Below are 13790 nucleotides of genomic sequence, written 5' to 3'. Positions count from 1 at the left end.
ATGACGCTGTCCCAGGATCTTTCGGTCAAGACCTCTCTCGTGTCTCCCAAGCGCGACGTGCCGTCGGGCGCCTCGTCCCGATCGGCGCGCAGCAACCGGCTCGGTCAGCTCGCGACTTTCGCCGTCGTCGTGGCCGCGTTGCTGCCGTTCTTCGGGGATGACTATTACCTGTTCCTGGCCGCAACGACCGCCATGTATGCGGTCGCGCTGTTGGGGTTGAACATCCTCACCGGCTTCAACGGCCAGCTCTCGCTGGGGCATGGTGCTTTCATGGCCATCGGCGGCTACACCGCCGCGATCATGATGAGCCATTGGGATCTGCCGTATTGGTCGACGATTCCGGCCTCCGGATTGATCTGCCTCGTGCTCGGCTATCTCTTTGGTTTTCCGGCGTTGCGGCTGGGCGGCTTCCAGCTCGCGCTCGCGACCTTCGCGCTGGCGGTCGCGCTGCCGCAATTCCTGAAGTGGAAATATGTGGAGGACTGGACCGGTGGTGTTCAGGGCATTCTGCTGACCAAGCCCGATGCCCCGTTCGGCCTGCCGCTGAACCAGGATCAGTGGCTGTACATTTTCACGCTGACCGTCACGGTCATCCTCTTCATCATCGGCAGCAATCTGATGCGCGGCCGGATCGGGCGTGCGCTCCTTGCCATCCGCGAGCAGCCGACGGCCGCGGTCGCGATGGGCATCAACGTCGCGCAGTACAAGTCGATCGCCTTCGGTATCAGCGCGATGTACACCGGCATCGCCGGCGCGCTCGGTGCGATCATCGTGCAGTTCGTCAGCTCGGACACCTACAGCTTCTATCTGTCCGTCAGCCTCCTGACCGGTGTCGTCGTCGGCGGACTCTGTTCCATCCTGGGGAGCGTCGTCGGCGCCCTGTTCATCGTGCTGGTGCCGAACCTGGCGGATTCCATTTCCAAGGCGGCGCCGTGGGCGATTTATGGCGCGTTCCTCATCGGCACGATGTATCTCATGCCGGAAGGCACCGCGGGCTTGCTTCGCAAGATCGCCTCGCGTTTGCGTCTGCGGGCCTGACGTCCGGCGCTCGCCTCAACTCCGCGTTGTCCTGACCGGCATTGTGCATCGGACGTAGTCGTCCGGGGTGCCAGGCATCATGCTGGATCAATTCGCCGCATATCCTCCTGCGCATACCTCCCAGTCACCTTGTCCCTGTTCCGACGGGGTCTGCAACTTGCAGCAAGTTTGCATGCGAACTAGGATGCAAACGCGAGCCCTTCAAACGGTTGAGGGTTAAGAGCCGCACAGCAGGCTCGTGCAAGGGGAGAAGACTCCAGATGGAGGCACGGTCGCTCACGCGCGGCGGTCAGCAGGCCGCAGGCTTTCCAGCCATTTGCGCGCTGCCGAAGTTGATCGAATCCGTGGGGCGCCCGAATTTTTCGGGCCAGGTCTTCTCGTTCGCCAGGGACATCTGCCAGGCGGACCATTTCACCGCCTTTCTCCTCGATCGCTCTCAGCGGATGCACACGATCGTCGCCGAGAACATCGGGGTGCTTCCCGTCGCCCAGGAACGCGCCGTTCGCTACCGGACCAGCTATTGGCTGCACGATCCCATCGAATCCGTCCTGTCGCAGATCCCGGACGGCGACTGCTGGATCGTGAAATCGAGGGCCCAGGAGATCGAGCATTCGAGCTATCGCCAGGATTGCTACGGTTCCGTCCAACTCGACAAGCGCATCGCGCTCTCGCAGACGCGGGACGGTTGTCGTTTGCGCCTCCATTTCTATCGTCGCTCCCGGCACGACTTCCAGCCCGACGAAGAGGCTCGCATCGCCGATCACGCCGAACTGCTGATGTCGATCGTGAGGCGCCACGCCGAGGTATCGGACGATACGGCGGATGAGGATCACGAGCAGACGTTCAAGACTCGATTCGGCGTGCTGGCGCCGTCGCTTTCGGAACGGGAGCGCGAGGTTTGCGGGCTCATTGCGGTGGGCCTTTCTTCCGAAGGCATCGCGCTGCGGCTCAACATCAGCATCAACACCGTGCTGACGTACCGGAAGCGCGCCTATTCACGCCTTCGGATCTCGTCCCAGAACGAGCTGATGCGGCTCGTCCTGAGCTAACCCGGCGCGCGCGCAACGGCCGATCCGCTTCCGCCGATCCTTGCCGGGTCCGTCACCAGACGCTGTGACTGACGGACCTCCATAGCCCTGCCATTCTCGCTCCGATCGCGGATCGTCCCATCAGGACGGGCCGACGGCTGTGCAACAACAGCATCAATAATCCGGAGGAGAGGGTAGCGTGACAAGGCGGAACGGGAAGTCATCTGGGATTGAACTCAAGGGGATCTCGCGCCGGACGGTGCTGGGTGGCATGGCCGCCGTCGCCAGTTCGTCCCTGCTCGCGAGGCCCGCGCTTGCGCAGGGCAAGTCCGACATCGGCGTGACCGACACCGAGATCAAGCTCGGAATGTCGGCTCCCTATAGCGGCCCCGCTTCCGCCTATGGCGTGCAGGGCAAGTCCGGCGAGGCCTATTTCAAGTGGGTCAACGACAACGGCGGCATCAACGGCCGCAAGGTCAACCTGATCGCGCTCGACGACGCCTATAGCCCGCCCAAAGCCGTCGAGAATACCCGCAAACTCGTCGAGCAGGAGCGCGTGCTCGCGATCTTCGGCTCGATCGGCACGCCGACGAACCTCGCCGTTGCGAAATACCTCAACCAGAAGAAGGTGCCGCATCTCTTCATCGGAACGGGTGGGCCGGCTTTCTTCGATCCCCAGAACGCGCCGATGACGATACCGTGGCAGCCGAACTATGCGCTCGAAGGCAGTGTCTGGGCCGCGCACGTGCTTCAGACCAAGCCGAACGCCAAGATCGCAATTCTCGCGCCGAACGACGATTTCGGCCGCTCGAATCTCAAGGGGTTCAAGGAGCGTCTCGGCGATCGCCTCAAGGAGATGGTCGTCGCCGAGCAGACCTACGAGACCTCGGACCCCTCCGTCGATCCGCAGGTCATCACGCTCGCGGGTTCGAAGGCGGATGTCTTCATCAATCTCGCGACACCAAAGTTCACGGCACAATCGATCCGCAAGGCTTTCGATCTCGGTTGGCGTCCCCTGCAATACGTCCATAGCGGATCAAATGCGATCGACATCGTGCTCGAGCCGGCCGGGCTCGAGAAGAGCAAGGGCATTCTCTCGGTCGCCTTCATGAAGGTGCCGTCGGATCCGGGTCTGTCGACAGATGCTGCGACCAAGGAGTTCCTCGCCTGGCACGGCAAGTATTACCCGGAGAGCAAGTCGAGCGACTCGGCTGTGGTCATGGGGCACTGCCGCGCCTTCACCATGCATCAGGCGCTGAAGGCGGCGGGCCGCGACTTGAATCGCGAGACGCTGATCAAGGCCGCGACGAACATCGCGGACCTCCAGGTCCCCATGGTGATCAACGGCATCAAGTTCAACACGACGCCGACGGACTACTCGGGCATTCGCTCGTTCCAGGTGATCAGCTTCGACGGGGAACGCTGGACGCCGACGGGACCGCTCATCAGCATCTGACGAGAAGTCCTTTCAGATTGCACGGGAGCTATCGATGATCGCGACAAAAACGAGCGATGCGGGTAACCGCATCGCGTGCACGACGGCCACCTTTGGCGGGTTGCTGCCGGCCAAGCTCCAGGCAATGAAAGATGCCGGCTTCGTCGCCACCGAATTCTGGCCGCGCGACCTCTACGAGGACCCGCGCGGTCCCGATTACTCGATCGGCCTGCTGCGCGACAGCGGCCTGTCGGTCTGCGCCTATCAGGCGTTCCGCGACTATGAGGGTTCTCCCGAGCCTTACAAGAAGCACGCCTACAAGATCGCCGAGCAGATGATGGATCAGATGGCGTGGATCGGCGCCGATCTCCTGATCCTGTGCACCAACATGCGCGAGGACGCGTCGGGCGAACGCAGCCGCATCGTCGACGATCTCGGCGAGCTTGCCGAGCTCGGTCGCTCCCGCAACATTCGCATCGCCTACGAACACGTGTGCTGGGGTCGCAAGACCGCGGACTATCGTGACGTCTGGTCGATCGTCAAGGAAGTCGACCACAGCCATCTCGGCATCATGCTCGATAGCCTGCATATTTTCTGCATGGATCTCCCGCTTGATGGCATCGATGCGATCGATCCGGCGAAGCTGTTTCTGGTTGAGGTGGCCGATATTCCCAAGACCAATCTGCCGTACATGGAAGTCGGGCGTCACTATCGCCTGTTTCCCGGCGAGGGCGTTGCGCCGGTGAACGAATTTCTCCGGCGCGTGAAGGGCATCGGCTACGAAGGGCTCTACTCCGTCGAGATCATGAACGCCCGCTATTTGCGGGACGAGCCCGCCTTCGTCGCCAAGCATGCTGCCGCGACGCTGCGTGAGGCGCTTGCATCGGTTTGACGAAAGCCGGGGCAGCGCAGCTGAGAATGGACCTGAGAATATGATCGCTCTTGACGAGAGCCACGATCCTGCACGCCGTAGCTGGGTCGAGAAAGCCAATCTTCCGGATGCGGAATTTCCCATTCAGAACTTGCCATTCGGCATGTTTCGGACGGAGCGCGGTGCCCGGCTCGGTGTCGCGATCGGGGGCTCCATTCTGGATCTCGTTGCGATTGCCGAGTTGCTCGGTGACGTCGGCGGCATCGTCACCGAATGCGAGGGCAAAGGACTCGCGCCCCTGATCGGCCGTGATCCCAAGGCCTGGAGCGCGGTGCGGCGTGCCGTCGGCCGCGTGCTGGAGCGCGGCGCATCGCAAGGCGCGGCCGCGGCAGAGCATCTGGTGCCGATGAGCGCGGTTGAAATGCTCATGCCGCTCCGCCCGGGCGGCTACATCGACTTCTTCGCCTCGATCGAGCATGCGACCAATGTCGGGCGGATATTCCGGCCGGACAATCCACTGCTGCCCAACTACAAATATGTGCCGATCGCCTACAACGGCCGTGTCTCGACGATACGGCCGAGTGGAGCGCCTGTGCAGCGTCCCCGTGGTCAGCAACGTCCGCAGTCCGAAGGTGCCGCTCCGGCGGTCGCGCCGTCCCGGGCACTCGACTACGAGATGGAACTCGGCTTCTTCCTGGGCGGCACGTCGCGGATCGGCGAGCCCGTTCCGGTCGACAAGGCCTGGGAACACATCTTCGGCTTCTGCCTCCTCAACGATTGGTCGGCGCGCGACATCCAGGCCTGGGAGTATCAGCCGCTCGGACCGTTCCTGGGCAAGAGCTTCGCGACCACGATCTCGCCCTGGATCGTCACCGCGGAGGCCCTGAAGCCGTTTCGTGCGGCGCCTCCATCGCGGCCGGATGGTGACCCGCAACCGCTTCCGTATCTCGCCGAGCCGGCGGGTGCGCTTGGCGGGATCGACATCAGGCTGGAAGCCCACCTGCGCTCCTCGGCGGAGGATAGCGGCGCGACGAAGCTCGGCGGTGCGTCGTCGCTGGGCCTCTATTGGACGCCGGGGCAGATGGTCGCGCATATGACCAGCAACGGCTGCAACGTCGAGGCCGGCGACCTGCTCGGCTCGGGTACGATATCGAGCCGGGACGGGGGGCTTGGCAGCCTGATCGAGATCACCCGTGGCGCAGCCGAGCCTCTCAAGTTGAAGGATGGCACAACGCGACGCTATCTCGAAGACGGCGACGAGCTCATCCTGCGCGGCCGATGCGAGCGGGATGGTTTTGTGTCGATCGGATTTGGCGCGTGCGCGGGGCGCATCGGCCCGGCGTTGTAAGCTCATGGCCCAACAGTCACCTCAGGTCCCCGCCGCAGATATCGCCATCATTGGCGCGGGCACCGCGGGGTGCCTGCTGGCGGCGCGTCTGAGCGAGAGCGGCGCACATCGCGTCGTTCTGTTCGAGGCTGGTCCGGAGGATAGCAACCGCTGGATCAACGTGCCTTTCGGCATGCAGATGCTGATGACCAACCCGGCCGTCAACTGGCTCTACGAGAGCGAGCCTGTCGCGGGGCTCGGCGGGCGCAGATTGTTCGAGCCAAGGGGCAAGGTCGTCGGTGGCACGGGTGCCATCAACGCCTCGCTTTATGTGCGCGGAAATCCGGCTGACTACGACGGTTGGCGCGATGCCGGATGTCCGGGCTGGGGCTATGCCGACGTTCTGCCGGTCTTCAGGAAATCCGAGTGTCAGCAGCGCGGGGCGGACAAGTACCACGGCGCTACGGGGCCGATGGGCGTCTCGGATGGCCCCGGTGATGGATTGAGCAGGACGTTTCTCGAAGCGACACAAGAACTGAATTTACCGCAGACCGACGATTTCAACGGCGCACGCCAGGACGGGTTCGGCCGTTTCCAGACGACGACGTCGAAAAACATCCGTCAAAGTACCGCCCGAAACCTGCTCGATCCGGCGCGCGGCCGCGGCAATCTGGAGATCATCACCGGTGCGCAGGTGACACGTGTCGACTTCGATGGATTGCGCGCCGTCGGCGTTCGCTACAGGGTCGGCGGTGAGGAGAGATATCTGAAGGTCGCGCGCGAGATCGTCGTCGCGGCGGGCACTTTCAACTCCCCGCAGCTGCTCGAATTGTCCGGTATCGGCGATGGTGCGATGCTGCAATCGATCGGTGTGCCCGTGCTTCATCACTTGCCGGGTGTCGGCGCCAATCTTCAGGAGCATGTTGGCGTCAAGGTGATCTATCGCGTGGCGGCCGCATCTCTGTCGCTCAACCGCATTGGCCGAAATCCGTTGCGGAAGGCATTGGCGGCCGCGCGTTACGTCGCGGGGCGGAGCGGGCCGCTGGCGTGGACCAACACATTTGCCGGTGGCTTTGCGCGCAGCCACGACGATCTGCCGGCACCGGATATTCAGATCACCGTGAATGCCTGGTCTGCGCTCGGCTTCAGCCGCGACGGCCTCAAGCCGCATTCCTTTCCCGGCGTCACCTTCAATGCCTACCATCTGACGCCTCAGTCGAGAGGTTCGGTCCATGCCGGCGGACCTGATCCCATGGCGCGGCCGAAGATCACTGTCGCGGCGCTCGAGACCGACTATGACCGCGCCGCGATCCGCGCGGGAATTCGTCTTGTCCGGCGCATCCTGGGAACGAAGGCCTTCACCGAAGCAGGCGTGACCGAGATGGAGCCCGGACGGCCCGAGACATCGGATGCGCAACTGGATGCATTCGCACGGGACAAGATGGTTGCGATGCTGCATCCGGTCGGCACCTGCCGGATGGGAAGCGACGACAAGGCCGTCGTCGATCCCGCGCTTCGCGTGCGCGGCGTGAGTGGGCTGCGTGTGGTCGATGCTTCCGTCATGCCGAACATCACTCGGGGCAACACCAACGCGCCCACCGTCATGATCGCCGAAAAGGCGGCAACGATGATCCTCGACGATTTGCGTGCATAAGGAGAGAACATGCCCGAGACATTCGACTTCAGCGGCCGCACGGTCATGGTCACGGGTGGCGCATCCGGGATCGGGCTGGCGATGGTGCACGCCCTGGCGGCATCCGGTGCGGCGGTCGCGATCGCGGACGTGAACGAAAAGGCCGCAAAGCAAGCGGCATCGGACATCATCAAGCAGGGAGGCCGCGCCGAGAGCGTGACGTTCGACGTTCGCGACGTCGCCGCCACCAATGCCGCCGTGGATGTGGTCGAGGGCCGGTTGGGGCCGATCGACGGCCTGGTCACCGCGGCTGGCATTTCGCGACCGAGCCCCGCGGCGACGATGGAGGAGGATCTCTGGGATCTCGTTATCGGCGTCAACCTGAAGGGCACGTTCGTGAGCTGCCAGGCCGTCGGCCGCCGCATGATCGCGCGCGGGCGCGGCGCCATCGTCGCCATCGCCTCCACGTCATCGGTAGGCGGCCACCCCGGCCGCGTGCACTATTGCGCCTCCAAGGCCGGTGTCGTCGGCCTGGTGAAGGATCTCGCCTGCGAGTGGGGCAGCTACGGTGTTCGCGTCAACGCGGTCGGCCCGAGCGCGACGGACACGCCGATGATCCGCGACGGTATCCCGGCTGATTTCGTCTCCGGCGTGTTCGAGGATCGAACGCCGCTTGGCCGTCTCTGCCGGCCGGAGGAAATCGCCAATGTCTGCATGTTCCTGCTGTCCGATCTGTCGAGCTTCATGACCGGAAGCCTCGTCATGGCCGACGGCGGTATCACGGCCGGCGCGATGACGCGGCGTCAGGGCAGGGACCTGGCGTCGAAGGTTCTGCTCGCCAATGGCGTCTACTCGGAATGATCGCTCTCAAGAAACTGGAACATTCGTCATGAAGAACAAGCGCGCTCTCGCCCAACTGACGGTTCTCGAACTCAATCCTCCCGAAACGGTCACGGCCGGCGCCGAGGCCGGCTTTGACGCTGTCGGTCTCCGGCTGCATCCGGTACGTCCGGACGACACCGTCTATCCGATGAACGGCGATACGCCGATGATGCGGGAGACGCTCGCGCGCATGGGCGATACCGGCATCACCATCCTCGATCTGGAAGTCATGCGTCTCGTGCGCGAGAAGGACCCGAAGGATTTTCTGCCGTTTTTTGAAACGGGCCAGCGCCTCGGCGCCAGCCGGGTCCTGACGCTGATCGACGAGCGCGATGACGGCTTGAGCACGGAGCTGCTTGCCCGCGCCGCCGATCTTGCCGCGCCGTTCGGATTGACTTTGGGCCTCGAGTTCATGCCCTGGATCGGCGTGAACAACCTTGCCCAGGCCACGAAAATTGCAAAGGCGGCCGGCCGCAAGAACGTTGGCCTGCTCGTCGACAGCCTTCATCTCAGCCGCTCGGGAGGATCGCCTAAGGATCTGGCCTCCGTGCCGGCTGATCTGATTTCCTTCGCTCAGATCTGTGATGCGCCGGCGGCGATCCCGCCAAATCTTGATGCGATCGCGGACGAGGCCAAGTTCGAGCGGCTGATGCCGGGTGAGGGCGGCCTGCCCTTGCGAGAGTTCCTGGCCGGGCTGCCGAGCGGCATTCCCATCAGCGTCGAGGCGCCGCTTCGCGGTCCGAAGGGCAAGCTGTCGGGCAAGGAACGGGCAAAACTCGCGTTCGATACGCTCGCCAGGCTGATGGACGGTTGAGTCTGTCACCAGCGCTTGGGACTGTGCCATGGGGGAGGCCGGCCTAGACAGGGTGGGCTGGTCTCCACCTTAGGGTGAGGGCGGGCGAGTGGAAGGGATCTGGACGTGGCCGATACGCAATCCTGGGATGTCGAGGTCGACGCCGTCGTCATAGGCTCCGGGGCCGGCGGATTGACGGCCGCCGTCGTCGCCGCCGCGAAAGGCCTCGACGTGCTCGTGATCGAGAAATCGCGCTGGATCGGCGGAACAAGTGCGATCTCGGGCGGCGCGATCTGGCTTCCCGATCCCGAGGGAGCCGGCCGGATCGGCATCACCGACTCCGTCGACAATGTCATGACATATCTTTCCGGAACGGTCGGTGCCGGATTGCCGGAGCCGCTCGCGCGGGCGTTTCTCAAGACCGGGCCCGAGATGCTCGACTTCCTCGAGCGAAATAGCCGCGTGAAGACCGTTCGGCATCCCGGCTCGCCCGACTACAGGTCCTCGCTTCCCGGCGGCGCGACCGGCGGCCGCCGCGTCGATTGCCTGCCATTCGATGGCCGTCTGCTCGGCGAGCATCTCCTGAATGTCCGGCCGCCATTGCCGGAGTTCCTGCTGTTCGGCGGGATGATGGTAAATGCCGGCGATGTCGACTTGCTGCTCAAGGCCAAGCGCTCCTGGAAGGGCTTCGTGCATGCGGCGCGGCTCATCGGCCGCTATGCGTTCGACCGGCTGCGCTGGCCGCGCGGCACCCGTCTTGTGGTCGGCAATGCGCTGGTGGGGCGTCTGCTCCGCTCCCTGCTCGATCGCGGCGGCCGCTATTGGTTGAACACGCCCGCGGAACGCCTCATCAAGGACAACGGCACGGTCGTCGGCATCGAAGTCCGTCATGACGGCAAACTACGGCGCATCCGGGCGCGTCGCGGCGTCGTGCTGGCAACGGGTGGCTTTTCGGCGAACGCGGATATGGTCGAGCGGCTGTTGCCCGAGTTTCGCAATGCGGTCTCGGTCGCTCCGCTCGACAACACCGGCGACGGTGTCAGGATCGGAACGGCGGCGGGCGCTTCCTTCGCGCAGCGCGGCCGCACCGGCGCATTCTGGGCTCCCGCATCGGTGCGAACGAGAGAGGACGGCACGCAGGCCGTCTATCCGCATTTCTTCTGGGATCGTGCCAAGCCCGGCATGCTTGCGGTCCGCCGCGATGGACGGCGCTTCTTCGACGAGACGCGCTCGTATCATGACTTCGTCATGGCGATGGCCGATCCGAAGAGCCGCCGCAACGACGATGCCGAGGCGTATCTGATCTGCGATCGCGACACGATCGATCGCTGGGGTCTCGGCATGGCCAAGCCGGGGGGCTGGCCGCGCGCCGAGCTGATCAGGTCGGGTTATCTCGTCGAGGCGGCGACCCTCGCAGCGCTCGCCGAAAAGCTCGGCGTCGATCGCGACGAATTCGCGCACACCGTGACCAAATTCAACACCGATGCGGCCAAGGGCGTCGACACGGAGTTCGGCCGCGGCAGCGATGCCTATGGTCGCGCGCTCGGCGATCCCACGGTCCAGCCCAATCCGTGCATGGGACCTGTCCGCCAGGGGCCGTTCTACGCGGTCACGATGCGGCCGGGCATCATCGGCACCTCGGCAGGACTTTCCACCAACGCGGATGCTTCCGTGCTGGACGACGACGAGAAGGTCATTCCAGGCCTTTATGCCTGCGGCAACGACATGGCCTCCATCATGGCGGGCGAGTATCCGGGACCCGGTATCACGCTCGGTCCCGCGATGACGTTCGGCTATGCCGCCGCAAGACACATGGCCGGTGCCGGGTCCGTCGTACAACCATCCAATCGAGAGAAGGCAGCATGAGCGAAGCAGTATCGCGCGGACGCGGTGAGTACTCCCTGGCCGGCCGCGTGGCCGTCGTCTGCGGCGGCAGCAGCGGGATCGGCGCGGCCACCGTCGAGCGTCTCGCCAAGGCGGGCGCCACCGTCGTGGTCGGCTACAACGCCGGCAAGGAGCGGGCGGACGCACTCATCGCGAAGCTTCCGGCCGGCCGCCACCTCGCCCTGAAAATTCCGATGGAGGACAGCGCGGCCATCAACGCTGCCGCCGCGGAGGTCAGGGAACGGCTCGGTCGCGCCGACGTGCTGGTCAATTCGGCCGGTGTCACGCGGGCGGTGCCTCATGCGAACCTCGACGCGCTCGACGACGAGATATTCGACCGCATCCTCAGGACCAATGTCAGAGGCCCGTTCTCGGCCATCCGAGCCTTCGCACCGTTGCTGAAGGCCTCCGGCGACGCGATCGTGGTGAACATCTCGTCTCTCTCGGCCATGACGGGGCTTGGCAGTAGCATCGCCTACTGCGCCTCGAAGGCTGCGCTCGACACGATGGGAATGTCGTTGGCGCGTGTGCTCGGACCGGAGATCCGCGTGATCGGTGTGTCACCCGCCGCGGTCGCCACCGACTTCGTGCCCGGCCGTGGCCGCGAAGCGGTCGAAAAGCAGGCCGCGGCGACACCGCTGAAGATCGTTGCGGAAGCCGATGATGTCGCTCTTGCCGTGATGTCCGCCATTACGCATCTGCGCCTGACGACGGGAAGCGTGCTGGTCGTCGACAGCGGCCGGCACCTTTAAGCGAGGAAGACGCCAATGAACAAGCAAGTCGCCGGACTTTCACCCGCGCCCTCGTGGAGCGAGGCGGTGCTGTCGCCCGCCGACGGCTCGCATGCCTACATGACGGGCTTCGAGAATTCCTTCGCCACGGAAGCCCGTGTCGGGACCTTGCCGATCGTACGAAACTCGCCGCAGCGTGCACCGTCGGGTCTCTACGCCGAGCAGCTGAGCGGCACGGCCTTCACCGCGCCGCGATCGGCCAACAAGCGGACCTGGTTCTATCGCATTCGCCCGTCGGTGCTTCATGGGCGCGGCTTCAAGCTGGTCGACCGGGCGCTGGTCCGGACCGCGCCGTGCCATGACGAGACGACCCTGCCGCTCGGACAGATGCGCTGGCAGCCGATTCCGATGCCGACGGAGCCGACCACCTTCCTGTCCGGGCTTCGTACCATCACCACCGGCGGCGATGCCAACCTCCAGGTCGGCATGGCAAGCCATGTCTATCTCGCCAACCAGTCGATGGGCGACGACTACTTCTACAATGCCGATGGTGAGCTCCTGATCGTCCCCCAGGAGAACACGATCGACGTATTCACCGAATGCGGTCGCCTCGAAGCCGCGCCGGGCGAGATCGTCCTCGTTCCCCGCGGCATGAAATTCAAGGTCGACCTGCCGAATGGTCCGGCCCGCGGCTACATCTGCGAGAACTATGGCCATTATTTCACGTTGCCCGAGCGCGGGCCGATCGGGGCGAACTGTCTCGCCAATCCGCGCGACTTCCTCACGCCGGTCGCGGCCTTCGAGGACAAGGAGCGTCCCTGTCGCCTGTTCGTGAAGTCGCAGGGGAGGTTCTACGTCACCGAGCTGGCGCAATCGCCGCTCGACGTGGTCGCCTGGCACGGCAACTTCGCACCGTGCAAATACGATCTTCGCCGCTTCTCGCCGGTCGGCTCGGTGCTGTTCGATCATCCCGATCCGTCGATCTACACCGTTCTCACCGCGCCGTCGTATTCTGCGGGAACGGCCAATGTCGACTTCGTCATTTTCCCCGAGCGATGGATCGTGATGGAGAACTCCTTCCGCCCGCCGTGGTTTCACATGAACGTCATGACGGAATTCATGGGCCTGATCTACGGCGTCTACGACGCCAAACCTGAAGGCTTCAAGCCGGGTGGCATGAGCCTCCACAATGCGTTGACTCCCCACGGTCCGGATGCCGAGGCTTTCGAGAAGGCTTCGCAGAGGGAGCTGAAACCCGAGCGTTTGTCCGGGACCATGGCTTTCATGTTCGAGACACGCTACCCCCTCAGTCCCACCGGCTACGCATCCGAACTGGACACCATCGACGAGCGCTATGCGGAGTGCTGGGATGATCTGCGCCGCTATTATCCCGCCGAAGAGACCAAGTAGGTCGAAACGCTCCGGGGCCGAGGCGAATGAACCAGATCAGTCAGGACGGACGGCGCTCCGAGACCGGCCCCGATGACGCTCCGGCGAGCCGCGCTGAGGCGCTGAACCTCGAGCATCGGTCGCAGGAGGTCTATGAGCGGCTCCGGACCATGATCGTGACCGGCGAGATCCGGCCGAACGAGCCGCTGATCGAAGCGGATTTGGCGGCCAAGATCGGGGTCAGCCGTACGCCGATCCGCGAGTCCCTGCAACGCCTGGCGGCGGACCGGCTCATCGTGCCGCGCAAGCGCGGCTGGTCCGTTCGCGAATACACCGCCGCCGAAATTCAGCAAAGCTGCGAAGTCAGAATGGCCCTCGAGGGTTATGCCGCGAGCCTGGCGGCCCAGCGCGCGACGGATGCCGAGCTTGCACGCATCGAGGAAATCCACATCCAGAGAACAGGATTGCGCGCGATCGACGAAGAAATCCGCGTCCGCACCAATCGCCAGTTCCACGACGCCATCATTGGTGCGGCGAGAAACGATCGGCTGCGCGACGCGATCTTCCAAACCGGGCTGTTCTATTTCAACGGTCCGATCGCGCGGGTGACGACCCAGGAAGAGCTCGCCGCCGGCAATTACGATCACGGCCTGATCTTGTCGGCCTTGATGCGACGCGACGAGTTCGCGGCGGAGCGGTCCATGCGCGCCCACATCCGCAGGACCTTCTCGATCTTCGAGCGTACGCATTCCAGAATTTGAGCGTGCCGGCGGACCGCC

At 64.3% G+C, this 13790-nt stretch carries 12 protein-coding genes; all 12 read left to right on the top strand.

Annotated features, from left to right (window positions below; all coding sequences use genetic code 11):
• The 12 genes from QM712_RS00860 (at position 1) to QM712_RS00805 (ending at position 13772) form a co-directional block, all read left to right on the top strand.
• A complete protein-coding gene (locus QM712_RS00860; RefSeq protein WP_415021120.1) occupies positions 1–1038 on the top strand; it encodes a branched-chain amino acid ABC transporter permease in 1038 nt (345 codons plus the stop codon).
• 260 nt (positions 1039–1298) lie between these two features.
• Entirely contained in the window at positions 1299–2087 is a 789-nt protein-coding gene (locus QM712_RS00855) for a helix-turn-helix transcriptional regulator (protein WP_415021119.1), read from the top strand.
• Positions 2088–2337: 250 nt separating this feature from the next.
• Positions 2338–3522, top strand: coding sequence for an ABC transporter substrate-binding protein (locus tag QM712_RS00850; protein WP_415021118.1), 1185 nt, complete (start codon positions 2338–2340; stop codon positions 3520–3522).
• A 34-nt stretch (positions 3523–3556) separates the two neighbouring features.
• Positions 3557–4393 (top strand): sugar phosphate isomerase/epimerase family protein, encoded by an 837-nt coding sequence (locus QM712_RS00845; protein WP_415021117.1) that lies wholly within the window; start codon positions 3557–3559, stop codon positions 4391–4393.
• Between the two features lie 40 nt (positions 4394–4433).
• Positions 4434–5720 (top strand): fumarylacetoacetase, encoded by a 1287-nt coding sequence (gene fahA / locus QM712_RS00840; protein ID WP_415021116.1) that lies wholly within the window; start codon positions 4434–4436, stop codon positions 5718–5720.
• 4 nt (positions 5721–5724) lie between these two features.
• Positions 5725–7353, top strand: coding sequence for a GMC family oxidoreductase (locus QM712_RS00835; protein ID WP_415021115.1), 1629 nt, complete (start codon positions 5725–5727; stop codon positions 7351–7353).
• A gap of 9 nt (positions 7354–7362) precedes the next feature.
• A complete protein-coding gene (locus tag QM712_RS00830; protein WP_415021114.1) occupies positions 7363–8193 on the top strand; it encodes an SDR family NAD(P)-dependent oxidoreductase in 831 nt (276 codons plus the stop codon).
• Positions 8174–9028, top strand: a complete 855-nt coding sequence (locus tag QM712_RS00825; protein WP_415021113.1) for a sugar phosphate isomerase/epimerase family protein — start codon at positions 8174–8176, stop codon at positions 9026–9028. The genes QM712_RS00830 and QM712_RS00825 overlap by 20 nt, the downstream gene beginning before the upstream one ends.
• A 105-nt stretch (positions 9029–9133) precedes the next feature.
• Positions 9134–10873, top strand: coding sequence for an FAD-dependent oxidoreductase (locus QM712_RS00820; RefSeq protein WP_415021112.1), 1740 nt, complete (start codon positions 9134–9136; stop codon positions 10871–10873).
• Entirely contained in the window at positions 10870–11643 is a 774-nt protein-coding gene (locus QM712_RS00815; protein WP_415021111.1) for an SDR family NAD(P)-dependent oxidoreductase, read from the top strand. Before QM712_RS00820 ends, QM712_RS00815 begins: the two co-directional genes overlap by 4 nt.
• 99 nt (positions 11644–11742) lie before the next feature.
• Positions 11743–13032, top strand: a complete 1290-nt coding sequence (gene hmgA, locus QM712_RS00810; protein WP_415021350.1) for a homogentisate 1,2-dioxygenase — start codon at positions 11743–11745, stop codon at positions 13030–13032.
• A 26-nt stretch (positions 13033–13058) separates the two neighbouring features.
• The gene (locus QM712_RS00805) at positions 13059–13772 is read left to right on the top strand and encodes a GntR family transcriptional regulator (RefSeq protein ID WP_415021110.1); all 714 of its coding nucleotides are present in this window, start codon (positions 13059–13061) and stop codon (positions 13770–13772) included.
• Positions 13773–13790 lie beyond the last annotated feature (18 nt).

The sequence above is a fragment of the Bradyrhizobium sp. genome (assembly GCF_047605465.1).
Lineage (GTDB): Bacteria > Pseudomonadota > Alphaproteobacteria > Rhizobiales > Xanthobacteraceae > Bradyrhizobium.
This window is presented reverse-complemented; position numbering and strand designations above follow the sequence as displayed.

Coding starts and splice junctions, on each gene's coding strand:
- QM712_RS00835 (WP_415021115.1), top strand. CDS start 5,725: ATGGCCCAACAGTCACCTCAGGTCCCCGCCGCAGATATCGCCATCATT.
- QM712_RS00850 (WP_415021118.1), top strand. CDS start 2,338: ATGGCCGCCGTCGCCAGTTCGTCCCTGCTCGCGAGGCCCGCGCTTGCG.
- QM712_RS00815 (WP_415021111.1), top strand. CDS start 10,870: ATGAGCGAAGCAGTATCGCGCGGACGCGGTGAGTACTCCCTGGCCGGC.
- hmgA (WP_415021350.1), top strand. CDS start 11,743: ATGACGGGCTTCGAGAATTCCTTCGCCACGGAAGCCCGTGTCGGGACC.
- QM712_RS00860 (WP_415021120.1), top strand. CDS start 1: ATGACGCTGTCCCAGGATCTTTCGGTCAAGACCTCTCTCGTGTCTCCC.
- fahA (WP_415021116.1), top strand. CDS start 4,434: ATGATCGCTCTTGACGAGAGCCACGATCCTGCACGCCGTAGCTGGGTC.
- QM712_RS00830 (WP_415021114.1), top strand. CDS start 7,363: ATGCCCGAGACATTCGACTTCAGCGGCCGCACGGTCATGGTCACGGGT.
- QM712_RS00845 (WP_415021117.1), top strand. CDS start 3,557: ATGATCGCGACAAAAACGAGCGATGCGGGTAACCGCATCGCGTGCACG.
- QM712_RS00825 (WP_415021113.1), top strand. CDS start 8,174: ATGGCGTCTACTCGGAATGATCGCTCTCAAGAAACTGGAACATTCGTC.
- QM712_RS00855 (WP_415021119.1), top strand. CDS start 1,299: ATGGAGGCACGGTCGCTCACGCGCGGCGGTCAGCAGGCCGCAGGCTTT.
- QM712_RS00805 (WP_415021110.1), top strand. CDS start 13,059: ATGAACCAGATCAGTCAGGACGGACGGCGCTCCGAGACCGGCCCCGAT.